This is a genomic window from Bacillus sp. 01N45, assembly GCF_056399205.1.
On sequence record NZ_JBFTQW010000007.1, the window covers coordinates 205,506 to 231,062 of the forward strand.

The window sequence follows — 25,557 nt, forward strand, 5'->3', positions numbered from 1 at the left end:
GTGAATAAGAAAATGGAGCAATTGGAACATCACATTACAGATAATCAATGCAAACATGCTTTAACAACAAACCAAGGAGTAAAAATAGCCGAGGATGAATTTTCTTTAAAGATGGGCTTAAGAGGCCCAACCTTAATGGAGGATTTCCACTTTCGCGAGAAAATGACCCACTTTGATCATGAACGAATTCCTGAAAGGATTGTTCATGCGCGCGGAGTTGGCGCACATGGTTATTTTCAGCTTTATGAATCTTTAGAGGCATATACAAAAGCAGATTTTCTTACTAACCCTTCAAAAAAAACACCTGTATTTGTACGGTTCTCGACCGTTCAAGGCTCTAAAGGATCCAATGACACAGTAAGAGATGTGCGCGGATTTGCCACAAAATTTTATACAGATGAAGGTAACTATGATTTAGTAGGTAATAATATGCCAGTATTCTTTATCCAAGATGCTATTAAATTTCCTGATTTTGTACATGCAGTTAAACCAGAGCCACATAATGATATTCCTCAGGGAGCTAGTGCTCATGATACATTTTGGGATTTTGTTGCGCATAATCCCGAGTCTACTCATATGGTTATGTGGCAGATGAGTGATCGCGCAATTCCGCGTAGTTTACGAATGATGGAAGGTTTTGGAGTTCATACATTTCGACTTATTAATAAAGAAGGAAAAGCCCACTTCGTAAAGTTTCACTGGAAACCTACCCTAGGGGTTCATTCATTAGTATGGGATGAGGCTCAAAGGATTGCTGGGAAAAATCCTGATTTCCATCGTCAAGATTTATACGAAGCAATTGAAAAAGGCGATTATCCGGAATGGGAGCTTGGATTACAGTTAATTCCGGAAGAAGATGAGCATGCATTTGATTTTGATATTTTAGATCCAACGAAACTATGGCCTGAAGAAGAAGTTCCTGTAAAACTAGTTGGTAAAATGACACTGAACAAAAATGTTGATAACTTCTTTGCCGAAACGGAACAGGTAGCTTTTCACCCTGGCCATGTCGTACCAGGTATTGATTTTTCAAATGATCCTCTTCTGCAAGGAAGATTGTTCTCCTATACAGATACACAATTATCTCGTTTAGGAGGTCCTAATTTCCACCAAATTCCTATTAACCAGCCTGTATGTCCTTTTCATAATAATCAACGTGATGGTATGCATCAAATGCAGATTCATCGCGGTCAAACAAGCTATCATCCTAATGGCTTAAATAACAATCAACCAGCAACCGTCCAAGCCGAACAGGGCGGATATGAACATTATCAAGAAAAGGTTGATGGACATAAAATTAGGGGGCGCAGTAAAAGCTTCCTTAACTTTTATTCTCAGGCTAAACTTTTCTACAATAGTATGAATGCTATTGAAAAGCAGCACATAAAAGACGCATTTTGCTTTGAAGTTGGGAAGTGCAAATCAGACATGGTGAAGGCAAATGTAATTGCTCTTTTAAACCACGTCGATCGTCAATTAGCAAAGGAAGTCGCTAACATGATTGGAGCTCCCTTGCCTAAGGAAAATCAAGAAATAAATTCGGATGCAAAATCACCTGCACTCAGCATGTCCAATACTATTTTTAAAGCTGATTCCAAAAATGTGGCAATTCTATTAAATGGCGATCCAAGCATTTCCCTTCTGTTCGAATGGATTCAAGCTTTTGCACAGCACCGAATTAACTATGGCATCATAGATAATAAAATTCATCATTTCAATGATTCTATTAAAGTAACGGATACTTATACAACAGCAGACTCCTCACTTTTTGATGCAGTCTTAGTGTTTAGTAGTGAATCTGTCATTAAACCCCCTGTTTTAGAATTTGCAGAAACTACTTTTAAACACTTTAAACCGATAGCCTATGTCCTTAGCGACCCTCATGCTTTAGACCATAGTAAGGTTAAACTGGATGAAGCAGGAGTTTACAACTTAACAGATACTTCAATTGAATCATTTATAGAAGGCATTGCCCAAGGACGATTCTGGAACCGATAATATAATGTAAGGAGCGGATTAGAATGAGTAAAAAAATTGCTACTTTAATAACAGATTATTTTGAGGACACAGAATACACAGAGCCAGCAGAAGCTTTTAAACAAAAGGGATATGAATTAACAACTATTGAAGCAGAAAAAGGTAAAACGGTACACGGTAAACAAGGAAAAAGTGAAGTTGTAATTGATAAAGGTATCGATGATGTTTCTCCAGAGAACTTTGATGCCCTCTTCATACCAGGCGGATTTTCCCCAGATATACTTCGTGCAGATGAACGTTTCGTTCGCTTTAGCAAAGCATTTATGGATGCGAAAAAACCTGTTTTTGCTATTTGTCACGGCCCCCAATTACTCATCACTGCCCAAACGCTTGAAGGACGTGATGTGACTGGATATAAATCCATTTCGGTCGATTTAAAAAATGCCGGTGGAAATTTCCATGACAAAGAGGTTGTCGTATGCCAAAATCAGCTAGTAACAAGTAGACAACCGGAGGACATCCCAGCGTTTATTGAAGAATCGTTGCGTATACTAGGATAGTTATTAGAGGTTAGCCAAAATAGCTGTTTAGCTACTTTGGTTAACCTTTTTATTTGTATGAAAATTAAAAAGGAATATCATTTTTAATGACCTGTGGATTCCTCCCTTCTTCGTCCCCAAATTTCTAATCACTTTTCATAGGCATTTCTCATATAGTGAAAATGACTATACGATTCCTATCCATAAGTTAAATAATAATTTTACACATATATAAATAAAAAAAGATGGGAGCCTAGCTATGAACAATAATCCACCTTCAACGCCCCCAAATCCAACGGAAACGAATAATAATGAAGTAAGCTTACAAACGTTACGCGTCATTGGGCTTATTGTACTGATTAGTGGCTACATATTAGTAGCTCTTTCTGAAGTAGGAACGTTAAAAAATCTTTTGCTACAGCCTAGTACTACTCCAAATTTAGCTGAAGTTGATCCGTTTTAAAAAGAAAAAACATACCCTTCTTCTTTAAAAAATGTAACAATTGATTCATTCGGCTGGGCAAATTTTGCGAAATTATGGATACAACCATCCCCGCATTAAATATGGGGATGGCTGTAATTATTAAATGATTTCTTCTAAATGATTCTTCAAGTTCTCTAAATACTTATCAATTGTAGGATTCTTCACCACATCATAACAAGCAAAGCTCTTTAACGGACTCATGCCAAGAAACTTTTGCACGCGGTGTAAATGGCTAAGCGTTGACTCTAAACTTTCCCCTTCAAAGAACTTCGTCTTATCTCCAAATGCCTTTTCAGGTGCATTCCAAGTTGTAGAAAACATATACTGCTTCTCTTTTAATAAACCACCTGTTCCATATTCATCAGCACCTTTAAAGAACAAACCATATTCATATACTTCATCCATATACGTTTTAAATAAGCCCGGTACACTAAACCAGTAAATCGGTGTTTGATAAATCACAACATCGGCCCATAAAAACTTCTCTTGCTCTTCCTTAATATTGTAGCCATCTTGAATCGTTGTTGTTTTCACATGATGCTTCTCGCTTAATACAGTTATCATATAATCAACTAACGTTTTATTTAATCTGCCTTCCTTTGTACCGTATTTTTCATGTCCATTTATAATGAATATATTTTTCATCGCTTTTCTCTCCCTTATTTTACTCCTCGGCTATTAACCCCAGTTGCTGTTTCAGCGTAAGATTATCTTCTAAATGCCAGTCTTCCGTTATCTTTCCGTCTTTCACATGTAAAATATCAATTGCAAAAAAATTGATTTTCTTATCCTTATGCGTTCCTGTAAAAGAAAGACGAGCTGTTACTTTATCACCGACGACTAATAAATCTTCAATCTCGCAATGTATATTAGGAACGACTTTACGAAAATTTTGTGCCGCAAACTTTAATCCTTCAGTGCCTTGTGGTCGCCCTTTCGGCAATGTATTATCGGAAAAATTTTCAGAAACAGTTTGCAGAATAAGTTCCTCCTTACCTGTATCCCAAAATGCATAAAAACGCTGCGCTGCATGAACCATTTCGGTCGCTTCCTTTTTACTTAGTGAGGGATCAATTGTCATTGCTTTTGGCTTCGGCATTTCTTTTAATAACTGGATTTCCGTTTTTTGTTCCCCGCTACATGCTACAAGTACAATACAAATAACAAACAAACTAAAGAACCCAAACAACTTTTTCATCCCCATGAAAATCACCTCCTCATACAAACCCTTTGTATTTCGTATTGCTATTGTATATGCACTAACTTTCTTTATGGAAGTAGTGATATTTTTTTCATATAGTTACCAAAAGTATAGTTTTGTGATACTATAAAGCAAATTCATCCAAAAAAATTTTATGGAGGCTAGTTCCATGAACAATATAGATCCAGTTGAATTAACGAAAGGTTTACCTGGCATACCTTGTCCTATCGCTAAAACACTTGACGTAATTCGTACAAAATGGACGTTTTTAATCATTCGCGACCTTCTTATCGAAGGAACATTACGCTTTAGTGATTTACAAAAATCAATGGACGGGATTAGTCCGAAAACATTATCACTTCGCCTAAAAGAATTAGAATCTCAAGGTATTATAACGAGAAAAGTATATCCAGAAGTTCCGCCTCGTGTAGAGTACACATTAACGGATAAAGGAAAGCAATTAGAGGGGATTTTCATTGAATTAAAACGGTTTGGATTAAGCTTATAAAGTGAAACTTTAATCAGTGGGGGTTTTCTTCATCCCCCACTGATTATCAGCCCTCACCAATCGGACTTTTATGGGCAGTTGATCCCCCACCTAAATTCTTTGCTTTCAGTGAATTTTGAGGTGGGGGTCTTACTGCCAATTAAAGCGGGATAAAACAAAAACCCCTTACCGTCGTAAGGGGTTTTATTACTTCGCAAAACTTTCAGCTAGCTGTTTCTCTCTCCACATAAACGTAATGCCGAGACCAACTATTAAAACAACTCCTGAAAATGCATATGGATAATGAATATTCATATCAAATAATATTCCGCCCATCGCTGGTCCTGCGATATTTCCTAAACTCGTATAAGTCGAGTTCATACCAGCAACGAATCCTTGCTCTTTTCCAGCTGCTTTTGATAAAAACGTCGTTAAAGCTGGACGAAGCAAATCGAATGCTAGGAAAATGAAGCAAGTAACGAGAAGTACAATCCAATAATTAAAGACTACAGTTGAAACAAACGCTAATACTGCACCTACAATTAAACATATTTGAATCAACACTTTTTCACCGAACATATCAACCAATTTACCAAACATAAATACTTGCACAACTACCCCAAAGATGGAGCTAATCGTAATAATTGCCGCAATATCTTTCGGTGTGAATCCAAACTTATGATCAGAAAATAGACTAAACACAGTTTCATACGCTGATAATCCGAATGCGAGTACAAATACGATAATAAATGCAATTGCATACATTGGATGTAATGATTTCTTTAAATCACCAATAAAACTTGATTCTTTCGTGTTAGCAGAAATCTCTGCAAGTTCTTCTTTCGTTAACGGTTCTTTTAAAATAAAGATCGAAATTACACATGCTATAAAGGCAATTGCTGCTGCAACGAAAAACGGCACACGTATACCATACTCTGCAATAAATCCGCCAATTCCAGGTCCTATAATAAAACCCGTACTAATCGCTGCTGATAAATACCCCATCGCTTTTGGACGTTCCTGCATAGATGTAATATCCGCAACATATGCCGTAACACCAGGCATAATAAACGCCGCACTAATTCCGCCTAACACCCGTGCTGCATAAAGCATCCACACATCTTTTCCTAATCCAAAAAGAAGTTCTGAAACACCAAAAATAAATAATCCAATGATGATCATTTTCTTCCTACCGTAAAGATCGACCCACCGGCCTGTAATAGGTGACGTAATGAGCTGAGCCATTGCGAATACTGCAACGAGATAACCCATCGTCTTACCTGTTAAATTCATGTCATTCATAAAAGACGGCATAACCGGAATGATTAATCCAATCCCTAAAAAAGCGATAAATATATTACTCAAAAGAATGACCAATACCATCTTTTGTTCTTTTATCGGTTTCTTCACTTTTTAACACCTCTTCCCGTAAGTTCCTCAAAAAAATAATGCCCAAGAAGCTTTTTCTTTATCCTGCTATTTGTGGGCTAATCATGAGTAGAGATGCCCCACTCATTAGAATTTCACTCTATCCTTCCACACATACATACGCATTAGGTGAATGACTATCATTCAGTTTTCCTCAAAAATGAACCTACCTTTTCAGACAGGTTCATCTTACTACTTCTTTATATGTAGTGCATGTGTTAAAAAATCTAGTACTTCTGCCTTTTGTAGCTCGACTTGCTCATCATCTTTATGGTCATATAAATAAACTTGTTCCGCTGCAGATTCAACAAGAGCGATAAATAACTTAGCCGTTCTTTCCGCGTGAACCGAATCACGAATTTCACCAGCTTCTTTCGCCGCACTTAAAAACTCGCTTAGCCACATATAAAGAGGCTCATACACAGCTTCCCATTCTTTTATATGTTCTGTAGATGCAAGACCCGCATACATTAAAGCTTGTATTTCACGATATTCCGCTATAAAGTGAAACACCGCATCTATTACTTGCGTCACTTTACTTGAGAAAGGCGCATCATTTTGCACTTTTTCTTTCACTGCAAGTATCATCTTTTCAACCATCACTTCTGCTATTGCAGGCATAACAGATAACTTAGAAGGAAAATATAAATAGAAAGTTCCTTGTGCAATGCCAGCCAATTTCACGATATCAGAAATCTTCGTTTTTTCAACGCCCTTTTCCTGAAACACTTCAATAGCTGCATAGACAATTTTTTCTTTTTTATTCATCATCTAAACCCTTTCACACACATATTGAATGACTGTCACTCATTTTATAAGATAATCGATTGTACTGTCAATGATAGTGAACTCTAAGAGGAAATCATTTTTTAATAATAAAAATCTCCTAATAAACCATTAGGAGATAAATACAATATATCTTTAAGAAAGAGCCTTCAATCCTGTCACTCCGCATACAATAAGAGCCACACTAATGATACGTGCTTTACTTTTCGACTCACCAAACAGGAACATGTTTAATAAAACGGCACCTGCTGTTCCAATACCAATCCAAACCGCATAAGCGACACTTACTTGTAAAAATAAGAAAGATGTATACAAGAATGCGAAGGATGTAGCAAATCCACCTATATAAATTGCACCATTTGCTAACGTTTTATCTTTACTATACATTTTAAGACCAATCACACCGACTATTTCACTAATTGCAGCACAAAATACGAAAAACCAACCCATCTTTAAGCAGCTCCTTCCACAGTTTCTTCTTTATTATCAGCCAGCTTTAAACCGATAACACCGGCTACAACCATCATGATAAAGAATAGTTTCCCTACGCTAAAACTCCCGCCGAAAAGGAATACATCCATTAAGAAAGTACCTACCGTACCAGCTCCGGCAAAAATGGCATATACAGTCCCTGTCGCAAGATGTTCACACGCTTTAGAAAGGAAGTGAAAATCAACAGCGATAACTCCTAAAATAATAATCCAATGCCACCAAGTATCCGCGGTATTAAAACCAAACACCCAAAAAATTTCAAAGATACATGTTAATATGACATATAACCAAGCTCTATTTTTCATACCTCTCACCTCTTATGACTGACTATCAGTCATTTTTGTTTTAAAAAAATATACTCCTTCATCACTAATATATAAACAACTATCATCCTCATTTACCATTTATATTTGTTCCATTGCCAAACTAACTAAATCCTGCCATACGAAAATGACTGAATGTCATTCATATGTATTGTACATGAATATTTTAAAAACTGTCAATACCGAAAGATTATTTAAAATTTCTTTCATCCGATTTGTATATTTCCTAATAACCCGTCAATACTGCTAGTAACATAATATTTTCTCCACTCCCCCTTGGAGAGATCCCTTGAATAGAGCAGTTAGCTTTTGCTAGCTGCTCTTTTTTATTTGCCGGCACACTATGAGATCAAATCCATTTTTATCATAAATAATTAAGAGTCGGATTATGTTTTCTATTTACTTTCCAAAGAGGCCTTATATGCAATAATTTTATTCTCCAGCATCTTTTCTGTAATTACTAAGTTTTCTCTTTGAATCTGAATAGATTTCCTATGATCTTCTAGGAGCTGTAAACGAGCTTCGGTTGTATGCTCCCCTTCTAAATATAATCTAGCGTATTCTCTTATTTTCGCTATTGGCATTTGCGTTTGTTTTAATTTCATTACAAACTGCAACCACTTTATATGCGACTCTGCATACATTCGATTCCCATTTGTATCGCGATTTGCAATTAATATATTTTCCTTTTCATAATAACGTAGTGTATGTGTACTCACTCCTATTAATTTAGCCACCTCGCTAATTGTGTACATACTCTAACTCCCTCCACGTGCTTACCCTCATATATTTTATAGCCTTATCAAATTCATAAAAAACATTTGACTTAGAGTATACTCTAACAAATAAAATCTAACCATAATATATTTATTTGAACTTAGGGGGATTTTATATGAAATACACTGTTATTACTGGTGCGAGTTCTGGAATTGGCTATGAATCGGCTTTAGCCTTTGCAGCTCGCGGAAAGAACTTAATACTTGTAGCTCGAAGACAAGAAGAATTAGACGGATTAAAATTAAAAATTAACGAAATGAATCCAGAATTGGATGTTGTTATTCGAAGAACGGATTTATCTATCACGAAAAATGTTTATAAGCTGTATGAAAGCCTACAAGCCTTTCAAATTGAAACGTGGATTAACAACGCCGGTTTTGGTAATTTCGCCTCCATTGCTGAACAAAATTTAAATAAAATAGAAACGATGTTACATGTAAATATAGAAGCACTAACAATACTCTCCTCTCTTTTCGTTCGAGATTATTCAATGGTTGATGGCACACAACTTATTAACGTTTCATCAGGCGGTGGATACACAATCGTTGCTGATGCTGTTACGTATTGCGCTACGAAATTCTATGTAAGTGCATTTACAGAAGGTTTATCTCACGAATTGAAACAACAAGGTGCAAAACTGCAAGCAAAGGTTTTAGCACCTGGTGCAACTGAAACAGAATTTGCAAAACGTTCATTTGATATTGATGAATTCCAATACGATAATGTTGTACCGAAATTCCACACCGCAAAACAAATGGCACAATTTATGCTTGATCTTTACGAAAGCGATAAAGTTGTAGGGCTTGTCGATGGTTCTACTTATAACTATGAGCTTAAAAATCCCATTTTTAATTTTGCGGTAAGAAAAACGAATTCAAGTTCTTAAATTCCCCTAAAATATAGATGCCCACTATTACGTACATAATAGTGGGCCTTTTTTCTCTGAAAATTTCACCCAACATATCGAATCATCGCCACCTCATCACAATAATCCACCTTTGGACAATGTCTACAATCGATCCATACTTTCTCTGGTAACGCATCTCTATTCACAAAATCAAACCCGCACTTTTGAAAAAATTCCGTTTCATATGTTAAAGAAATGACTCTATTCACTTTTATTTTCGCTGCCTCATTTATTACATGGTTCACTAACATACGCCCGATTCCTTTCCCTGCATATGTATGCGAGACGACTAACGACCGGACTTCTGCAAGGTCCTCCCCTAACACATGTAAACCAGCAACCCCAACAATCTCATCGCTTTCTTTCACAACATATAAACATTGTAAATATTGATAGAGAGATAAAAGAGAACGTGGTAAAACTACTCCTTCTTTTGCATAAGCTTCAATAAGACTATAAATTTCTTTCACATCACTCGTAACCGCATTAAAGATTTTCATATTATATCCCCTTGTCCCCGATATTAATATTTATAACCTAAATTGAATTTTAATACATAATTTTATATAATAATACATCTCTCTTTTCTCCCCGTCAATCACTTTATACAAACAAAAAACCAAGCAATCTAATCGATGCTCGGTTCCTCATTTCGGATCGGTAATACTGTCGAATATTTAATTTCACGAAGTGCTAAACTCGTCTGTATCCTTGTAATACCCAGCTTATTCAACTTTCTAATAAACTGCTCCAGCTCTTTACGATCACGATTTGCAACCTTTAATAAATAATCATATTCTCCTGTTAAACAGTGACATTCTAACACTTCAGGCATCGCTTCTAATTCTTTCTCCAACACCTCAAGTTTATCCGATTGATGAATATTCGTACTCATAAAAATGAAACATAACAAATCAAAACCAAGCTTTTCTTGATTTAAAATGGCTACTTGCTTATCAATGAACCCTTCTCCATCTAATCTTTTTATTCTCGCATGCATCGCAGCTGGTGATAAATTAACGCGTCGCGCAAGCTCAGCATTACTTACTTGAGACTCCTTCTGCAATATATCTAAAATTTGTACGTCCAAATCATCTAACACTTTAATAACAGACGACTCCATTACAATTCCCCCTTTTTCTTACCGATGATTATTCGAAAAAACACCTTACAACATATACAAAACTGAATATCATTCTACAAACACTATTTACAACAAAATATTTTATCGACTTTTAACCATTATACAAAAGAATATATTACACAACGAAGAAAAATGCTAAAATTATTTACAATTCACATTGATTATAACAAAGGGGATTTTAATATGCCTTATTTTTATGTCTTTTTACTATTACTAACGAGCTTATTATGGGGAGGAAATTTCGTCGTTGGAAAATCGCTCGTTGATCATGCATCACCGATGACACTAACAAGTTTAAGATGGATGATTGCGATCGTTTGTTTATTACCGATCGTATGGTTTAAAGAAAAGAAAATCATTCCACCTCGTGCCGCAATACTTCCGTTAATACTAATGGGAATCTCAGGGGTCGCTCTTTTTAACATCTTTCAATTTCTAGCACTAGAAAAAACATCCGCAACGAATGTAGGGCTTATTTCTACATTAAATGCGATTTCAATTGCACTATTTTCAGTATTATTTCTAAAAGAAAAAGTAAATACACTTCAAATTCTATCCATGATTCTTTCATTCTTTGGGGTTATTCTTGTCCTATTAAAAGGTAACTTTGCACTTTTATTTTCACTACATTTTAATAGCGGCGATTTATGGATGATTGCGGCTGTTTGTATTTGGGGAATCTATTCTGTTTGTAGTAAATGGGCAACAAAAACAACGACACCACTCATGGCAACATTATACTCTGGTATTTTCGGCGTTATTCTATTACTGCCATTTAACATAGGGAGCTTCACCGTTTCCAATATTAATACTTCTTTCATAACATCACTTTTATATACTGGGCTTATTTCCACAGTTCTTTGTATGGTGTTTTGGAATATTGGCGTGCAAAAATTAGGAGCGACTACATCCGGTATTTTTCTAAACTTCAATCCGATTTTCACAGCTATTTTAGCATTCCTTTTCCTCGGTGAAGATCTAACGTGGATACAAATTTTAGGGACAATGATCGTTGTGACAGGATGTTATTTATTTTCTCATTTCAAAACGGTTACTGTTCAACCAACTAGAGCTTTAATGCGAAAACATTCTTAATGAAAAAAACATCGTCATCCGGGTGGCGATGTTTTTATTTACTCTTCATTTCTTTTATATACCGCTTTTCCTCTTCTGGCGATAAACGTTCCGTCGCTTTGCCGGTATCTCCACCTTGAAGGCCCCATAAAAAGTTATGCTCCTCAACTGTTTGTGAAAAATCTCCTTTTTCCCATCTATTTATAATAGAAAGTAACCTCGTTTTATATTGAAAACCTATACTATTTTCAATATCTTTCTTTACGCTATAAATTTCTTTTGTTGTCATTTCTACAAATCCCCATTTCTCAGAGGATTTTACCTTTTGGTGTACCATTTTGTGCATAGTAGAAATAATTTCACCTTCGCTAACTCGTGGGGCTTCTTCTGCAACTTTCTTCTCCTTTTCGTTTGCCACTCGCTCAATTTGAATATTTTTATTCTCTTTTTCCACATATGCAAGCAATTTCTTTCCGCCAACTATAGACGTGATAATTACTATAATTGTAATACATATGCCTACAATCCATTTAAAAAGCATTAGCTCTTCATCGCTTCCTTAACAATATGACTATCTACATACTGCTTAAACTTCACGATTTTTCCGTTCTCCAGTTGCCATACATGAACAAACTCTGCTTCAAATGATTTTCCCGTTTCTTTATAAACTCCTGAATAAACACCTTCAGCAATAATTACATCTTTTCCGTTTACTTCATGGTACATATTTACACTCGCCTTAAAATCATCCCATTCTGATCCTAATCGGCTAAATACATTTTCCATTATTGCTTCTACACCTATATAAGTTCCCCCGTATGGGAATCCTTCTGCCTCTGTCCATTCTACTTTTTCAGAGAGGGCTTCTGCTAAATGTTTTGCATTCGAAGAAGCTGATCCTTCATACGTGCTTCGAATAATTTCTAAATTTGATTTAGGCATGTTACTTCCTCCCGTTTTATTTATTTTTTACACAAGTCGTAACCACCTCGGTTACAACTTGTGTAAAAAAATATTTATATTGTTTTATTCTTAATCAACTAGTTGTAATCATTATAGTTACAATTATGATTCAAGTCAACAATTTATAAATAAGTTTACTTCGCTTTCATTACTTTCTCTTTTACGAAACGATCTACATATCCTTCTGCTTTTACAACGAATAAATACGCACCCATTGCTAATAATGCAAGATCTAATTCATACCCTGGATTCTTTCCATCTCCTAATAAACCTGCTGCTCCATTTACCTTTACGATAGCTCCAGCTAAAATAAGAGCGAATAACAATCCTACATATTTTACGCCTAAACCGATAATTAATAATATACCACCAACTAATTCAACTGTTGCTACGCCGTATGCAAGACCACCTGGTAAGCCGATGCTTGTAAACCATCCTGCTACGTTATCGATACCTGATTGAAACTTCGCTAAACCGTGCGCAAAGAATGTCACTCCTAACACGATACGAATAATTAAATTCCCAATATATTGGTTCATTTTGAACTCTCCTTTTTGTTTTGTTATGGTGAACTTTTATTTACAAGTCAAAACAATACGGTATTTCATTTCATTCGTCAAATACTTTTTTTAAGAAAACAAAAAACATTATCCCTTTTACGGATAATGTTTTCCTACAAAATAGTGCTAATTCAAGCTTTTACTCTATTGCACAAAAAAGTTGAAACATTTTTCCAGCGCCAACATACGGCAATAAAGACAAGTCCTCTTCTACAACCATGCCAATAACATTCACTTTCTCATCTTTAGGCAAATCATGTGTGGCAACTTGCATCTCTCCTGCATATCTACCGTACAATTCATTATCAATTGTAATGCTGCCTTTCTTTCTTGCAATTGTATGCATCGGCTTTAAAATCACTTTATTTCCTTCTCTTGATTCAACTGAACGAATGACATCACGAGCTGGATCTAGTCTATTTGTATGCACTCGCTCCACCACTTTTAACACTTCACTTTTCTCTATCAATGGCTCGTATCGCAGCGGAATAATTCCTCTACTCGCACTCGCTATCTCTTGTACACTTTCTATACTTCCGCTTATATCCCCGATTAACACCTTATCGACACCACAATCTTGTACAAGTTCTAAGTACGCTTCAAGTGGGCGCATATTGCGGTGCTTTTCTAACGTTGGTAAACCTTCACATAGCGGACCACGTTTTTCACCATCTCCCGGAATAAATGCCATCGTTTTTATTCCGCACTCATGTAAGTATGCGTTTTGTTTTTGTAAGAATGATTTTGCTAGTCCTGTTTCTGGGCGCGGGTAAAAATTATGCCACGCTTCTACATTCTCTACTTTTATATTTTCTATGATTAACTCTTTCCAAAATGAATCTGTAATCGTACTCGCATTTAAAGCTACTTTCATTTTATGAGATACGCTTGCGATTTCTTTCGGCGTGATGCCGTAGTCCATTCGTAAACCAGTAATGCCCCATTCCACTAACTCTTCTACATTTTCGTAAGTCATCCCTAAATGATGTAACGATTTTGGAGAAACATCGACCATTAATTCCATCTCATTTTCAAGAGCTTGTTTCCCAAGTATTTGAATTAGCTCTTTGTACGTACCAGGGTCATCTTCAGGAATGTGCAATGATGTAAAAATAGATGAAAACCCGTTTTCCTTCACTACTTTTAGCCATTCTTCTTGCTTCTTTACTCGTTCTTTTGCAAGATAAATTGAAACTCCGATCATATGAATCTCCCTTTCTATGAATAGAAAAAGAGAAAGGAATCCCTTTCTCTATATGTTTTCTGCCATTTCTTCTTTGAATCCGAAGAAGTACGTAAAAATGAATCCGAAAGTATATGCCACTACTAATCCAAGGAAATATAATAAATATTTATTATCAGCAATTAACGGAATTAATGATAATCCTGATACACCGATTCCGAGTGCGGCTGTTTTCATAACTGCTTGGAATGCACCGCCAACTGCTGCACCTAAACAAGCTGTAAGAAACGGTTTCCCAAGTGGTAATGTAACCCCGTATAATAACGGTTCGCCAATTCCTAAAAATCCAACTGGTAATGCACCTTTAATTACGTTACGAAGTCGTTTGTTTTTTGTTTTTACATAGATGGCAATCGCTGCTCCTACTTGCCCAGCGCCAGCCATTGCTAGTACTGGTAATAAAGGCGTTACGTGCGTTTGATTAATAAACTCCATATGAATTGGTGTTAAACCGTGATGCAATCCGACCATAACGAGAGGTAAAAATGTTCCAGCAAGTACTGCTCCCGCAAATGCGCCGCCAATACTTAAAATACCATTAATTCCGCTTGTAATTCCTTCAGATAAGAAACCTGCTACCGGCTGAATGGCTAACATCGTTACAATACTTACGACTAACACAGTAATGAGCGGTGTCACGATAATATCAACTGCATTTGGCACTGCTTTTCGAACTTGTCTTTCTACTACAACCATAAGCCATGCTGCAAAAATAACTGCAAACAATCCGCCCCGTCCGGGTACGAGCGCTTCACCAAATAATTTTACATTCGCCATCGCCGGGTTAAAAATTAAAATACCCGCAATCGCCCCAAGAACTGGTGTCCCGCCAAATTCTTTCGCTGTATTCCAGCCGACTAAAATTCCTAAGAATGTAAAGATACCGCCACCAATGAGTAGTAGCATTTGTAGCCACGTTGCATTCGGATCAGCACCTGCGTTTTTCGCAAAGTTAGCGACCCCGTTTATAATTCCTGAGGCAACAAGACCTGGAATTAACGGAATGAAAATACTTCCTATTTTTCTTAAAAAGTTTTTCACTGGTGTATTATTTTTCTTCTTAATCTCTGACTTCATTTCTTGCCCAAGGTCTTCAAGGTGATGATCTGCCACCTCACCGATTCGCAGTCCCGTTAAACCTTCCATTTCAGCTGCTACTTTATTTACTGTCCCTGGGCCAACAACAACTTGAAGCGTCTCATCTTCAATAACGCCCATAACCCCTTCAACCTTTTTCAAAAGGTCCATATTCACTTTACTTTCATCATGAAGCGTTAATCGCAGCCTCGTCATACAATGAGCAATGCCACGAATATTTTTTACTCCCCCAAGTTGCTCTGATATTTCTTTGGCCATTCTCTCTTCTTTCTTCATAATAGAATCCCCATCCCTATTATTTTATAGTGCCTTCTTTACAAACCCTTTCGCTTCTTTTAATTTCTCCAGTGCTTCCCCATACTCACACTGTAGTAACACCATAACAATCGCAGCTTTCACATTACGTTCTGCTTTTTCATAACACTCTGCTGCTATTTCATAGCTCACACCTGTTGCTTCCACAATAATGCGTTTTGATCGTTCTACTAACTTTTCATTTGTAGATTGAACATCTACCATTAAGTTTTTATATACTTTCCCCACACCAATCATAGAAGCTGTTGAAATCATATTAAGTACTAATTTTTGCGCTGTACCAGCTTTCAAACGCGTTGAGCCTGTTAAAATTTCTGCGCCTGTTTCTACTTCCACATTTAGTTTTGCATATTTACTTATTTCAGCATTTTTATTACAAGAAATACTCGCCGTGCTCGCTCCCACGCTAGCCGCGTACTTCAAACCGCCAATTACATAAGGAGTTCGACCACTTGCCGCAATTCCAATCACTGTATCTTTCTCGTTTAATCCAATACTTTTTAAATCTTCTTCTGCTAACTCTTCGCGGTCTTCTGCACCTTCCACCGCCTTAGTAAACGCTTTCAATCCACCTGCTATAAATCCTTGTACCATTTTATCATCTGTGCCAAATGTCGGCGGACATTCCACCGCATCCAAAATACCTAAACGGCCACTCGTACCAGCCCCAATATAAATTAATCGGCCCTCATCTTCAAAGGATTTAATGACAATCTGTACAACCTTTTCAATTTCTTCTATTTCATTTTCAACTGCTAACGCAACAGTTCGATCTTCTTCATTCATACTTTGCAAAACTTCTTTTATGCTCATCTCATCTAAATTCATCGTCTTCTCATTCCGATGTTCTGTCGATAAATTTTCTAACATATTACCACCCACTTTGAAATTTAATTTCATACTTTTATTATAACTTTAAGAAATTTAAAATCAATATTACTTTATTATTTTATGAAATTTTATTTCTTTTCATGACGAATTTATGTCAGTATGCAAAAAAAGATGGGTTTCCCCATCTTCTCATTTTAACTTCCGTAACCGTAGAGCTTCTTCCCTTGTCTCCATAAATTGATCCAACACTTTATTACCAATTCGATTAAAAGTAATCACATATAAAGCATCAATCATATTCAGCTGTGTCATCCTCGAAGCAATACTCGCAATACGATGATCTTGCTCTACATCTGGCATACAAAGACGAATATCCGCTTCTTTATATAAAGGTGATGATTGGTCAAGCTTTGTAATCGCAATAACTGTTGCACCTTGTCTCTTCGCATATTGCGCCATTTCAAGTACATCTTTCGTACGACCAGATGTTGAAATGGCAACAAATATATCGCCCTCTTTTAAATTCGTCACAAGCGGCAACATCATATGAAAATCTGATAGCATCATCGCTGTAAATCCGAGCCTTGTAAATTTATAAGCCCCGTCCATCGCAGGAGTAGCTGATCCGCCTACTCCATAAAATATAATTTTATCTGCATTTACAATACGATCTGCAGCTTTCTCAAGTTCCTTTTTATCTATCGCAGTAACGCTCGCCTCAATTGCAGCTTTATTCACATACGTAACTTTATTAAACAAGTCATACGGTCCATCTTCCGTATTCATAACTGAAAAATCATTAATATTATAATCAGCAATCGTCAATTCACGAACGAGCGCGATTTTAAATGCTTTAAAGCTTCCGATTCCGATTGACTTACAAAAGCGAACAACACTTGCTTCACTCGCGCCTGCATTCGTTGACACTTCTTTCGTCGTTAAGTTCGGAACAATCTCTGCATTCTCCATTATGTACATGGCAACCTTCTTTTCAGCTGGTGAAAATTGATCCATATTACTTTCAATTTTAAATAGTAATGTTGAAGCTTTCACTATTTAACCTCCACTTCTTACGGTTGCGTTTATTCTCTAATATCATTTACATCGTATAGATAAAAACCATCATTACCAGGTGGATGGTGAACAATTACAGTTCGATCCCCTTTTTTATATGACGTTATTTCACCTTCAGATCGCTGTTTTTCCCATCCATGTATCCAAATTGCAAAGTCAGGTACAAAAGCAGTGTACTTATAGTCTTTCAGGTTTTCGTCTTCTACATAGGAAGAAAAAATAGAAACTGGAAAGTCTTTCACTTTTGATTCTTTCCATGCAGTAAATGGTATACATAGCGCAATAAGTATGATTACACCGATAACCTTCCCCTTCGTAATCCTCATACATTTTCTCTCCTCGACTTATCATATACGTAGATTTTACCATAATTACAACCTATTCACGCTATATGACTATTGCTTTTTCCAATAAAAAAAGAGCTTACCTACATCAGATAAGCTCTTCCTCTCTATACAAAATACTTCTTCAAAAGCGGCGGCGTAATAATCGTCGTTAATATAACAACAATAACAATCGCTGTGAAATTTTCTTTCGCTAATAAATTCGCCGTAAGTCCATTTGCTGCGATGATAAGCGCTACTTCACCACGCGATACCATCCCCGCACCAATACTAATAGAAGATTGAAGGTTGAATCCTGTTAATCTTGCTCCTAAACCTGATCCGATTAACTTTGTAAAAATTGCAATAAGAGTCATGATGATAATGAACCAAAGTTGGCTTCCGATACCTTGAAATGTAATTTCCATTCCGATACTTACGAAGAACACCGGTACAAATATTGCATAAGCAATCGGTTCAATTTTATGTTCTACTTCGTGCTTATACTCTGTTTGCGAAATGGCAATTCCGGCTGCAAATGCCCCAATAATACCTGCGATCCCCATCATTTCACTGTAATACGAAAATGAGAAACAAATAATAAGAGCTGCACTAATTAACGCTTCTGTTACGCGAAGTGGTACGAGCATTTTCATAATCCATGGAACAACTTTCCAAGAGATGAAAACGATACTGACAAAAAAGATAATTTTCTTTGCAATGACAAGCGTTACATTTACATCTTGTGTACCTAAAAAACTCATCACAAATGCTAATAAAATAACAACAATTACATCATCAAATACAGCTGCCCCTAAAATCGTCGTACTTTCTCTCGTATTCATTTTCCCTAAATCTCTTAGTGTTTGAACAGAAATACTAACGGAAGTGGCACAAAGTAATAACCCTAAAAAGATCGCATGCGACTGTAACATTCCAAACGCAAGTCCCGCTAAATACCCACCAAGGAATGGGAAAATAATTCCTCCCATCGCTACTGCGAATGCAGATTTCAAATTTCGATTTAGCTCTTCTAAATCTGTTTCAAGCCCTGCCATAAACATAAGTAGTAAAACACCAATTTCACTCAGTTCATCGATCAATTCAGAACTATTAATAATACCAAGCACAGCCGGACCGATAATAATACCAACGATTAATTTACCAAGTACAGAAGGCTGGCCAAGCCTAACGCTAATATCACCAGCTAATTTCGTACAAAGTAAAATGACGACAAGTTCAAAATAAAATAACATAACATCTTCTCCTACTTTAACTTTAATCAGTGGGTTTTCTCCATCCAAAGTAAATTTACAACCCTCGTCCATTCCTGCCAGTAGTTTCCCCTATTCATCCGCATTTTATTTGTCACATTTTTATTTGACAAAATATTCTGAATTATATTAAGATTAATCCAGCAATTTTAAAAACAACCTACCATAACTGTACCTCCATTTACTTACATACTCTTTTCTAGTGGGCTCATACTATATTCGCAGTTATGGAAATGAAAAAACGGGGGGGAGAGTCCAAAGTGAAGTCATTATTACGAAAAAAACCGCTTAGTACTGAATCACCACGGCAGTTAGATAGAACATTAACTGCACTTGATTTAACATTTTTAGGAATTGGCGCCGTAATTGGGACAGGGATCTTTGTATTAACAGGTATTGTCGCAGCGAAACATTCTGGTCCTGGTATTATGTTATCATTCCTTATTGCTGCATTTACTTGTGCTTGTGTAGCCTTTTGTTATGCTGAATTTGCTTCTTCTATTCCTGTCTCAGGAAGTGTGTACACTTACGCATATATGACAGTCGGAGAAGTCGTCGCCTTCATCGTCGGCTGGTGTTTAATGCTCGAATATTTACTTGCAGTCGCGGCAGTAGCTGTCGGTTGGTCTGGTTATTTACAATCTTTACTACAAGGATTTAACATCCATTTGCCCACCATAATAGCCTCGGCCCCTGGCGTAGGAAAAGGCGGCATTATCGATTTACCGGCTGTTTGTATTTTACTACTCATTACGGGACTTTTAAGTTTCGGTATACGCGAAAGCGCACGCATTAATAATATTATGGTTCTTATCAAGTTAGCTGTTATTATCGCCTTTATCGTAGCAGGGGCAAAATATGTAAAACCTGAAAATTGGACTCCGTTCATTCCATTCGGATACGACGGTATCATTACTGGGGCTGCCACTGTATTCTTCGCCTTCTTAGGCTTTGATGCAATCGCAACCGCTGCAGAAGAAACGAAAAAACCACAGCGCGATTTACCAATTGGCATTATCGGTTCCCTTCTTATTTGTACTGTTTTATACATGATTGTATCTTTCGTTTTAACAGGTATGGTTCCGTATACACAATTAGATGTTTCTGATCCGGTTGCGTTTGCCTTACATTTCGTTGGCGAAGATACAATTGCAGGACTACTCGCTGTTGGGGCGATGACTGGAATGACAACCGTTCTCTTAGTCGTTATGTATGGACAAGTTCGCGTTTCGTATGCAATGAGCCGCGACGGTTTACTTCCAAAAGCGTTAGCACGTGTGAATAAAAGAGTAAAAATCCCTTTATTAAACACGTGGATTACTGGCGTTGTGTCAGCTTTATTAGCAGGACTTTTAGACTTACATTTACTAGCGAATTTAGTAAACATCGGTACGTTAACAGCATTCACATTCGTTTGCTGCGCTGTACTTATTTTACGAAAAACACATCCTGATTTAAAACGTGGATTCCGCGCACCTTTCGTACCTGTATTACCAGTTGTTGCAATTCTTTGCTGTTTATATTTAATGATCAATTTGTCTAAAACGACATGGATAAGCTTTGCAGTTTGGCTTCTAGTCGGCTTATGCTTCTATTTCTTCTACTCTAGAAAACATAGTCATTTAGCTACTGAAAAAACAAGTGATGAAAAGAAAAAAGCATAACAAAATAGCTCGCCGATAAAACGGCGAGCTACCTTCATGTCTGATTATTTTTTTTCGTTAACGATTGTAAAATGAAAAACATGCCAATGCAAGCTGTAAACGATGCCCAATTCCCTATCGGTGTGGCGTATTTAAAAACGCCAATACCTACAAGCAATAGGAAAATAATCACCTGATATATAAGCTTCCACTTTTGCATATGTTCCCTCCTTTACTTCGTTCCCTTCTTTTTCTTCTTCCATGCATTTAAACTATCAAAGAAGAAGTTAATAAATAACGTGCCTAAACCCGCTAATAAAAACGTCATTAAAAATAGAACCCATATACTTTTCTCTTTTAAGAAATAATATCCTACAAGGAGCACAACCGCGATCCATACATATTCAAGAATTCTTTTTAGCTTTTTCTCTTCCAAATTATTCGCTCCCTCATACTATGCTATTTTTAGTATAACAAAAAAGAAGCCTATCATGATAAGCTTCTTTTTCTTCTCTCTTATTTGCTTATGCTTTTTTCAACGAGTGAAATCGCATATTCTATCGTACGATTCATCGTTTCTACTTGTGCATCTTTTACTTTCGCATCTTTTAATACAGCTTCTGCCACTGTAATTTTTTGACTCAATGATTTCACTGAACCGTCCGTTACATTTGCAGCTTGCGCTTTTTTCACTACTGCTTTTGCAGTTTCAATATTGATTTGTAATTTTTCTTTCGGTGTTTTCGGTTGTTCTTCTGCTACTTTAGATTGTACAAATGTTACATTAGCTGTTTTTAATTCGTTATACGCTTGAACGATTTGCTCTCCAGTACTTCCTACATTTTCAAATGCTTGCTTTGCAGTGTTATAGCTTTTCTCTAGTGCTTGAAATGCTTCCTTTGAATATTGACCTGGTTTGTCACCAAACTCATACGTTCCAGCTAACACTTCTTTTACTTTTCCAAGCTCTTCATATAAAGCGTTTACTTCTTCTAATTTTGTACGATTAGAAAACTCATTATACGCTGCTAATACTTCTGAAGAACTTAACGCTTTACTATATAATTTCGCAAGCGCAATTTGTCCATTTAGCGGAATACCACCATTCCCATTACTATCAGGGTCTGCCCCAAGCGCAAATGGTACGTTCGGGTGATATACTTTCCCTGTAGCTGGTTGGCTATTTACTTTTTTACCATCTACGTAAATTGCTACTTCACTTCCGTTATACGTTCCTGTTAAATGGTACGTTTTATTAGCCTCTAATTGAACGCCAACACGTTTATAACTTCCACCAATATGAGCCCATAATTCTACATAACCACTTCCTGTAGATTCAAAACCAATTCCGCCGCTCTCTGTATTTTGTAAAATACCTTGTCCGCGAATTTCATTCATTGAAAACACAGTTTCTAATGTAAATGTATTTGCTACTTTCTCTTTTTGTGCTGCTGAAAATGGAAGGTATCCAAATGTATTTGCTTTTCCGTTTAGCTTCATAACATTCTTTTTCAACACTTTATCATATTCAATAGTCACATTACCCTTAACATCACCTTTTGTACCAAATGATGAATTGTCTTTAAATGTACCATCTGCAAAGTTTACATCAAAAACATCCGCCTTTGGTACTTTCACATTCGGGTCAATATTATCTTTTTTCGTAGTAATCTCTGCCGTTAATGATTGTACACTTTCGTTGCCGAATGAATCAATCGCAACGACTTCCAGTGTATATGTTTTCCCGCCATCTAGTCCTGCAAGCGTAAATGTCAGTTCTTTCGGCACTGGATCACGATAAAACTCTGAGAATGCTAACAATTTATTTTTTATTTCTCCCGTTTGCTTATCTCTCGCTTGTACACGGTAAGAATGAACAAGAAGGTTGTCCAACGCTTGCTGGAATGTTACTGTTGCTGCATTTTCTGTTACATTTGATACCGACAACTTCGCATCTTTTGCAAAGTATGGCTTTTCTTTATCACGATCTTCTACATGTGTAAATGTGTCTTTCTTTGATGGTAATTTAATTTTCCAAGGCTCGCCTGTCCAAGAATTTGTATGGAAATCACGGCGATTAATCGTTACTTCTTTATCATCTACTTCTACTAATAAACCTTGGCTTAATGTACTAGCTCCTGACGGGATATTTCCTTGTACTTTACCACCTTCAACCTCCATATAACTTACTGAAGATGTGCCAACTGATGTAAAGTCTTTTTGATGAATCGATCTTGGATCATCTAACGGATAATGTGAATGACCTGAAAACGTAATAACTTGTGGGTATTGTTTTAATACCTCATTAATTTTCGCACTATCTTTTGTTCCCCATTCTTGACTACCGTATACTGTATCTTTAATATGTTGATGTAAAAATACGAAAATTGGTTTTTCTGGATCATCTTTTTGCGCCTTTGCCATCTCTTCTTTTAACCAATTAATTTGCTTGTCTGAATAATATCCGTGAGTTGTCCCGTCCTCTGGAGACATTACAAGGAAGTGATACCCTTTCACCACTTTATGATAGTAAATCGATTCCATACCTGTTTTTTCTAAGAAACGTTTCTGCGCTCCCTCTACAGTTAAACCGTTCCAATAATCATGATTGCCTAGAGAATTCATTCGTACCGCATCTTTATTTGCATTTTCATTATATACTTGCATGAAACGATCATATTGTTGTACCGATCCTGAATCAGTAAAGTCTCCCACAATTACGAACGCATCTTGTTTAGGTGCAAGTGTATTAAGTTGCTCGATTGCTCGTTTCCAGCGAAACGTATCATCCGTTCCACTATTTTTAATATGTACATCACTTACGACTGGAAAAACGATCTTCTTCTCGCTTGGTGCCTTTTCTTGCTTCTTCTCTTCCGCTTTGACTGATGTACTCCACGGAAATGATACGAACGCTAATACAAAAACCATTAATAATCCAATAAGGCCTTTTACTTTTCGTAAAATAGTTCTTTCCACGTGAATCCTCCTCATAATAATTGATTCATTACAAGGGCTATTTTATCTAAAACATATTAATGCCGTTTAAATAACAAATTAATTTTATTAGATTTTTGTAAATATACAGTTAATTAGAAGTTAAGTCCAACATTCCTCGTACTATTGTATACAACCACCTTTTGTCTAAAAGAGTCTGATCATTCTTTTCCTATGACTATTCACATATAATCTTTTCTATAACACTAATGATAAATTAAAGTTTAAGCCTATTGGACAATCTTAATTTTTAACATTTCCTTCTTTTTTAACACATCGGCCATGCTTCTACATTTAATAGTAGTAAAAGACAACTTAAAAGGAGGGGTTATATTGAAGAATAAAAGAAATATTGGCTGTTTCGCTCCTTTATCTATTATTTGTCCAGACCCTTGTCCACCGCCCCCTCCCCCAAATCCAAATTGCGAGCGAGTAACAAATGAATTTGCAGGGAATTTCCTCATAACTAATAACACCATCCCATCTGCCAAAGATGCATTACAGTCAATGATACTATGGCAAAGTGATGGGATACTACTTATATCAGGTACTGTCTCGGTTTACAATAGTACTAGCAGCACAGAAGCAATTACAATTCAAATCACTGGAGCAGTAACTAATGTTTTCACTGTGTTTCCTGGTAATACAATATCGTACACAGGAAAAGACTTAGAGTCAGTCAGGATTATCAATATACAAAGTAATCCTTCACTATATTTAGAAGGTAAGTACTGTTGCCAATTTACATGTTGCTTATAAAATACCAATTTCATTACGTCCTTAATAAAAAAAGCATACCATTTACGGTATGCTTTTTTATGAAATTGGATAACGTACAGTAATACAAAACTCTCCTTGATTAACAGTTGTTCCTGTCGTAGTAATTCGGACAGTCGTAAAATATCGTACAGTGAAAGTACCACTACTTTGTGGTTGTACAGTAATTGTATCAACTACTGTAGCACCTACTAAAAAATCAACTGTAATCGGAGCTGCCCCTACATCATATTTCACGTAACCTGAACCATATACTTCTTGTGTAATATTATTCGTATATACAATTTGAGTACCAGCACCTGTAATAGACCAGTCTGTACATACTTGATCTTGCACAAGTGTTTTATTAGAACAACAAGACAAACCGGAACTTCTCATTCCCATTTTGATCCTCTCCTATTCTGCTATGAAAGTGGATAACGTGTTGTAATACAAAATTCTCCCTGATACGTTCCAGCAGGTGTTGCAGGTAACACAACTTGTATACTATCAAAGCGACGATACGTGAAAGCAATACTCGTTCCTGGGTTTAATGTTTGTGTATCAATTGTAGCCCCAGCAGAATCAAGCGCTTCTACAGTAATTGGACCTGGGCCAACATCATATTTAACAAAACCAGTACCAACTACATTTTGGTTAATATTATTTGTATAAAGAACATTATCAATTGCTGTTGCAACTACAGTAGCAGACCATGGACTACACACTTTATCTTGCACATAATTTTTATCTGGACAACACGTTAATGCCGCCCCTGAGCATTCACAAGACATAGAAGTTTCCCCTCTCTCTTACTTATTCCTTATATGTGTATGTCCTTCAGAGTCTTTTGCCTGTACT

31 protein-coding genes are annotated in these 25,557 nt (G+C 36.5%); 8 read left to right on the forward strand and 23 right to left on the reverse strand.

The window, feature by feature from the left end; translation table 11 throughout:
* From AC1DMU_RS18195 to AC1DMU_RS18205, 3 genes are all read left to right on the forward strand, one after another.
* On the forward strand, positions 1-1,998 hold the full coding sequence (locus tag AC1DMU_RS18195; RefSeq protein WP_142291679.1) for a catalase: 1,998 nt from the start codon (positions 1-3) through the stop codon (positions 1,996-1,998).
* 23 nt (positions 1,999-2,021) lie between these two features.
* Positions 2,022-2,537, forward strand: coding sequence for a type 1 glutamine amidotransferase domain-containing protein (locus AC1DMU_RS18200; RefSeq protein WP_088062087.1), 516 nt, complete (start codon positions 2,022-2,024; stop codon positions 2,535-2,537).
* Positions 2,538-2,775: 238 nt separating this feature from the next.
* Positions 2,776-2,979: a hypothetical protein gene (locus AC1DMU_RS18205; RefSeq protein ID WP_001063864.1), complete on the forward strand. Its 204-nt coding sequence runs from the start codon at positions 2,776-2,778 to the stop codon at positions 2,977-2,979.
* Positions 2,980-3,099: 120 nt separating this feature from the next.
* Here the strand turns inward: AC1DMU_RS18205 and AC1DMU_RS18210 are convergent, their stop codons facing one another.
* A complete protein-coding gene (locus AC1DMU_RS18210) occupies positions 3,100-3,645 on the reverse strand; it encodes an NAD(P)H-dependent oxidoreductase (protein WP_088062085.1) in 546 nt (181 codons plus the stop codon).
* A gap of 19 nt (positions 3,646-3,664) precedes the next feature.
* Complete coding sequence (locus tag AC1DMU_RS18215) at positions 3,665-4,204, reverse strand: ester cyclase (protein ID WP_088062083.1); 540 nt, start codon at positions 4,202-4,204, stop codon at positions 3,665-3,667.
* Between the two features lie 166 nt (positions 4,205-4,370).
* On the opposite strand from AC1DMU_RS18215, the gene AC1DMU_RS18220 reads away from it, so the two are divergent.
* Positions 4,371-4,709, forward strand: a complete 339-nt coding sequence (locus AC1DMU_RS18220; protein WP_001059468.1) for a winged helix-turn-helix transcriptional regulator — start codon at positions 4,371-4,373, stop codon at positions 4,707-4,709.
* Between the two features lie 186 nt (positions 4,710-4,895).
* Here AC1DMU_RS18220 and AC1DMU_RS18225 read toward each other — a convergent pair whose 3' ends face one another.
* The 5 genes from AC1DMU_RS18225 to AC1DMU_RS18245 all read right to left on the reverse strand — a co-directional run bounded on the left by AC1DMU_RS18225 (position 4,896) and on the right by AC1DMU_RS18245 (position 8,472).
* Complete coding sequence (locus tag AC1DMU_RS18225) at positions 4,896-6,098, reverse strand: MFS transporter (RefSeq protein ID WP_088062081.1); 1,203 nt, start codon at positions 6,096-6,098, stop codon at positions 4,896-4,898.
* Positions 6,099-6,308: 210 nt separating this feature from the next.
* Positions 6,309-6,887, reverse strand: a complete 579-nt coding sequence (locus AC1DMU_RS18230) for a TetR/AcrR family transcriptional regulator (protein ID WP_001993037.1) — start codon at positions 6,885-6,887, stop codon at positions 6,309-6,311.
* Between the two features lie 150 nt (positions 6,888-7,037).
* On the reverse strand, positions 7,038-7,352 hold the full coding sequence (locus AC1DMU_RS18235) for a DMT family transporter (protein ID WP_000539670.1): 315 nt from the start codon (positions 7,350-7,352) through the stop codon (positions 7,038-7,040).
* Between the two features lie 2 nt (positions 7,353-7,354).
* The gene (locus AC1DMU_RS18240) at positions 7,355-7,699 is read right to left on the reverse strand and encodes a DMT family transporter (protein WP_048545668.1); all 345 of its coding nucleotides are present in this window, start codon (positions 7,697-7,699) and stop codon (positions 7,355-7,357) included.
* A 413-nt stretch (positions 7,700-8,112) separates the two neighbouring features.
* Complete coding sequence (locus AC1DMU_RS18245; protein ID WP_088062079.1) at positions 8,113-8,472, reverse strand: MerR family transcriptional regulator; 360 nt, start codon at positions 8,470-8,472, stop codon at positions 8,113-8,115.
* Positions 8,473-8,609: 137 nt separating this feature from the next.
* Here AC1DMU_RS18245 and AC1DMU_RS18250 point away from each other — a divergent pair, with 137 nt between their 5' ends.
* The gene (locus tag AC1DMU_RS18250; protein ID WP_088062077.1) at positions 8,610-9,380 is read left to right on the forward strand and encodes an SDR family NAD(P)-dependent oxidoreductase; all 771 of its coding nucleotides are present in this window, start codon (positions 8,610-8,612) and stop codon (positions 9,378-9,380) included.
* A gap of 65 nt (positions 9,381-9,445) precedes the next feature.
* Here the strand turns inward: AC1DMU_RS18250 and AC1DMU_RS18255 are convergent, their stop codons facing one another.
* On the reverse strand, positions 9,446-9,901 hold the full coding sequence (locus tag AC1DMU_RS18255; RefSeq protein WP_048545675.1) for an N-acetyltransferase: 456 nt from the start codon (positions 9,899-9,901) through the stop codon (positions 9,446-9,448).
* Positions 9,902-10,029: 128 nt separating this feature from the next.
* Positions 10,030-10,524, reverse strand: coding sequence for an Lrp/AsnC family transcriptional regulator (locus AC1DMU_RS18260; protein WP_000446106.1), 495 nt, complete (start codon positions 10,522-10,524; stop codon positions 10,030-10,032).
* Between the two features lie 204 nt (positions 10,525-10,728).
* Between AC1DMU_RS18260 and AC1DMU_RS18265 the strand changes: the two genes are divergently transcribed.
* The gene (locus tag AC1DMU_RS18265) at positions 10,729-11,640 is read left to right on the forward strand and encodes a DMT family transporter (RefSeq protein WP_088062075.1); all 912 of its coding nucleotides are present in this window, start codon (positions 10,729-10,731) and stop codon (positions 11,638-11,640) included.
* 34 nt (positions 11,641-11,674) lie between these two features.
* On the opposite strand, the gene AC1DMU_RS18270 is transcribed toward AC1DMU_RS18265, so the two are convergent.
* From AC1DMU_RS18270 to AC1DMU_RS18310, 9 genes are all read right to left on the reverse strand, one after another.
* A complete protein-coding gene (locus AC1DMU_RS18270) occupies positions 11,675-12,160 on the reverse strand; it encodes a PRK06770 family protein (RefSeq protein WP_088062072.1) in 486 nt (161 codons plus the stop codon).
* Positions 12,160-12,561, reverse strand: a complete 402-nt coding sequence (locus AC1DMU_RS18275) for a nuclear transport factor 2 family protein (RefSeq protein ID WP_088062071.1) — start codon at positions 12,559-12,561, stop codon at positions 12,160-12,162. Before AC1DMU_RS18275 ends, AC1DMU_RS18270 begins: the two co-directional genes overlap by 1 nt.
* 155 nt (positions 12,562-12,716) lie before the next feature.
* Complete coding sequence (locus tag AC1DMU_RS18280; protein ID WP_046957250.1) at positions 12,717-13,121, reverse strand: DoxX family protein; 405 nt, start codon at positions 13,119-13,121, stop codon at positions 12,717-12,719.
* A 160-nt stretch (positions 13,122-13,281) separates the two neighbouring features.
* Positions 13,282-14,346, reverse strand: a complete 1,065-nt coding sequence (locus tag AC1DMU_RS18285) for a DUF871 domain-containing protein (protein ID WP_088062069.1) — start codon at positions 14,344-14,346, stop codon at positions 13,282-13,284.
* Between the two features lie 48 nt (positions 14,347-14,394).
* Complete coding sequence (locus tag AC1DMU_RS18290) at positions 14,395-15,759, reverse strand: PTS transporter subunit EIIC (RefSeq protein ID WP_000711311.1); 1,365 nt, start codon at positions 15,757-15,759, stop codon at positions 14,395-14,397.
* Positions 15,760-15,783: 24 nt separating this feature from the next.
* Entirely contained in the window at positions 15,784-16,668 is an 885-nt protein-coding gene (murQ, locus tag AC1DMU_RS18295) for an N-acetylmuramic acid 6-phosphate etherase (protein ID WP_088062067.1), read from the reverse strand.
* Between the two features lie 150 nt (positions 16,669-16,818).
* Positions 16,819-17,682, reverse strand: coding sequence for a MurR/RpiR family transcriptional regulator (locus AC1DMU_RS18300; RefSeq protein WP_000648163.1), 864 nt, complete (start codon positions 17,680-17,682; stop codon positions 16,819-16,821).
* A 29-nt stretch (positions 17,683-17,711) separates the two neighbouring features.
* Positions 17,712-18,029: an outer surface protein gene (locus tag AC1DMU_RS18305; RefSeq protein ID WP_088062065.1), complete on the reverse strand. Its 318-nt coding sequence runs from the start codon at positions 18,027-18,029 to the stop codon at positions 17,712-17,714.
* 125 nt (positions 18,030-18,154) lie between these two features.
* Entirely contained in the window at positions 18,155-19,354 is a 1,200-nt protein-coding gene (locus AC1DMU_RS18310; RefSeq protein WP_142291678.1) for a cation:proton antiporter, read from the reverse strand.
* A 206-nt stretch (positions 19,355-19,560) separates the two neighbouring features.
* Between AC1DMU_RS18310 and AC1DMU_RS18315 the strand changes: the two genes are divergently transcribed.
* The gene (locus tag AC1DMU_RS18315; RefSeq protein ID WP_088062060.1) at positions 19,561-20,964 is read left to right on the forward strand and encodes an amino acid permease; all 1,404 of its coding nucleotides are present in this window, start codon (positions 19,561-19,563) and stop codon (positions 20,962-20,964) included.
* A 34-nt stretch (positions 20,965-20,998) separates the two neighbouring features.
* On the opposite strand, the gene AC1DMU_RS18320 is transcribed toward AC1DMU_RS18315, so the two are convergent.
* The 3 genes from AC1DMU_RS18320 to AC1DMU_RS18330 all read right to left on the reverse strand — a co-directional run bounded on the left by AC1DMU_RS18320 (position 20,999) and on the right by AC1DMU_RS18330 (position 23,922).
* Positions 20,999-21,163, reverse strand: coding sequence for a hypothetical protein (locus AC1DMU_RS18320; protein ID WP_075312097.1), 165 nt, complete (start codon positions 21,161-21,163; stop codon positions 20,999-21,001).
* Between the two features lie 12 nt (positions 21,164-21,175).
* Positions 21,176-21,379, reverse strand: a complete 204-nt coding sequence (locus AC1DMU_RS18325; protein WP_000391504.1) for a hypothetical protein — start codon at positions 21,377-21,379, stop codon at positions 21,176-21,178.
* Between the two features lie 80 nt (positions 21,380-21,459).
* Positions 21,460-23,922, reverse strand: a complete 2,463-nt coding sequence (locus tag AC1DMU_RS18330; protein ID WP_142291677.1) for a LamG-like jellyroll fold domain-containing protein — start codon at positions 23,920-23,922, stop codon at positions 21,460-21,462.
* A gap of 351 nt (positions 23,923-24,273) precedes the next feature.
* On the opposite strand from AC1DMU_RS18330, the gene AC1DMU_RS18335 reads away from it, so the two are divergent.
* Positions 24,274-24,699, forward strand: coding sequence for an S-Ena type endospore appendage (locus tag AC1DMU_RS18335; RefSeq protein WP_088062056.1), 426 nt, complete (start codon positions 24,274-24,276; stop codon positions 24,697-24,699).
* 57 nt (positions 24,700-24,756) lie between these two features.
* Here AC1DMU_RS18335 and AC1DMU_RS18340 read toward each other — a convergent pair whose 3' ends face one another.
* Positions 24,757-25,101, reverse strand: a complete 345-nt coding sequence (locus AC1DMU_RS18340) for a DUF3992 domain-containing protein (RefSeq protein WP_000525802.1) — start codon at positions 25,099-25,101, stop codon at positions 24,757-24,759.
* A 20-nt stretch (positions 25,102-25,121) separates the two neighbouring features.
* On the reverse strand, positions 25,122-25,490 hold the full coding sequence (locus tag AC1DMU_RS18345; protein ID WP_088062054.1) for a DUF3992 domain-containing protein: 369 nt from the start codon (positions 25,488-25,490) through the stop codon (positions 25,122-25,124).
* Between the last annotated feature and the right edge of the window lie 67 nt (positions 25,491-25,557).

What these genes read in the sequence shown, in the direction of transcription:
- AC1DMU_RS18200 (WP_088062087.1), top strand. Translation starts at nt 2,022, where the DNA reads ATGAGTAAAAAAATTGCTACTTTAATAACAGATTATTTTGAGGACACA.
- AC1DMU_RS18205 (WP_001063864.1), top strand. Translation starts at nt 2,776, where the DNA reads ATGAACAATAATCCACCTTCAACGCCCCCAAATCCAACGGAAACGAAT.
- AC1DMU_RS18210 (WP_088062085.1), bottom strand. Translation starts at nt 3,645, where the DNA reads ATGAAAAATATATTCATTATAAATGGACATGAAAAATACGGTACAAAG.
- AC1DMU_RS18215 (WP_088062083.1), bottom strand. Translation starts at nt 4,204, where the DNA reads ATGGGGATGAAAAAGTTGTTTGGGTTCTTTAGTTTGTTTGTTATTTGT.
- AC1DMU_RS18220 (WP_001059468.1), top strand. Translation starts at nt 4,371, where the DNA reads ATGAACAATATAGATCCAGTTGAATTAACGAAAGGTTTACCTGGCATA.
- AC1DMU_RS18230 (WP_001993037.1), bottom strand. Translation starts at nt 6,887, where the DNA reads ATGATGAATAAAAAAGAAAAAATTGTCTATGCAGCTATTGAAGTGTTT.
- AC1DMU_RS18235 (WP_000539670.1), bottom strand. Translation starts at nt 7,352, where the DNA reads ATGGGTTGGTTTTTCGTATTTTGTGCTGCAATTAGTGAAATAGTCGGT.
- AC1DMU_RS18240 (WP_048545668.1), bottom strand. Translation starts at nt 7,699, where the DNA reads ATGAAAAATAGAGCTTGGTTATATGTCATATTAACATGTATCTTTGAA.
- AC1DMU_RS18245 (WP_088062079.1), bottom strand. Translation starts at nt 8,472, where the DNA reads ATGTACACAATTAGCGAGGTGGCTAAATTAATAGGAGTGAGTACACAT.
- AC1DMU_RS18250 (WP_088062077.1), top strand. Translation starts at nt 8,610, where the DNA reads ATGAAATACACTGTTATTACTGGTGCGAGTTCTGGAATTGGCTATGAA.
- AC1DMU_RS18255 (WP_048545675.1), bottom strand. Translation starts at nt 9,901, where the DNA reads ATGAAAATCTTTAATGCGGTTACGAGTGATGTGAAAGAAATTTATAGT.
- AC1DMU_RS18260 (WP_000446106.1), bottom strand. Translation starts at nt 10,524, where the DNA reads ATGGAGTCGTCTGTTATTAAAGTGTTAGATGATTTGGACGTACAAATT.
- AC1DMU_RS18265 (WP_088062075.1), top strand. Translation starts at nt 10,729, where the DNA reads ATGCCTTATTTTTATGTCTTTTTACTATTACTAACGAGCTTATTATGG.
- AC1DMU_RS18270 (WP_088062072.1), bottom strand. Translation starts at nt 12,160, where the DNA reads ATGCTTTTTAAATGGATTGTAGGCATATGTATTACAATTATAGTAATT.
- AC1DMU_RS18275 (WP_088062071.1), bottom strand. Translation starts at nt 12,561, where the DNA reads ATGCCTAAATCAAATTTAGAAATTATTCGAAGCACGTATGAAGGATCA.
- AC1DMU_RS18280 (WP_046957250.1), bottom strand. Translation starts at nt 13,121, where the DNA reads ATGAACCAATATATTGGGAATTTAATTATTCGTATCGTGTTAGGAGTG.
- AC1DMU_RS18285 (WP_088062069.1), bottom strand. Translation starts at nt 14,346, where the DNA reads ATGATCGGAGTTTCAATTTATCTTGCAAAAGAACGAGTAAAGAAGCAA.
- AC1DMU_RS18290 (WP_000711311.1), bottom strand. Translation starts at nt 15,759, where the DNA reads ATGAAGAAAGAAGAGAGAATGGCCAAAGAAATATCAGAGCAACTTGGG.
- murQ (WP_088062067.1), bottom strand. Translation starts at nt 16,668, where the DNA reads ATGTTAGAAAATTTATCGACAGAACATCGGAATGAGAAGACGATGAAT.
- AC1DMU_RS18305 (WP_088062065.1), bottom strand. Translation starts at nt 18,029, where the DNA reads ATGAGGATTACGAAGGGGAAGGTTATCGGTGTAATCATACTTATTGCG.
- AC1DMU_RS18310 (WP_142291678.1), bottom strand. Translation starts at nt 19,354, where the DNA reads ATGGACGAGGGTTGTAAATTTACTTTGGATGGAGAAAACCCACTGATT.
- AC1DMU_RS18320 (WP_075312097.1), bottom strand. Translation starts at nt 21,163, where the DNA reads ATGCAAAAGTGGAAGCTTATATATCAGGTGATTATTTTCCTATTGCTT.
- AC1DMU_RS18340 (WP_000525802.1), bottom strand. Translation starts at nt 25,101, where the DNA reads ATGGGAATGAGAAGTTCCGGTTTGTCTTGTTGTTCTAATAAAACACTT.
- AC1DMU_RS18345 (WP_088062054.1), bottom strand. Translation starts at nt 25,490, where the DNA reads ATGTCTTGTGAATGCTCAGGGGCGGCATTAACGTGTTGTCCAGATAAA.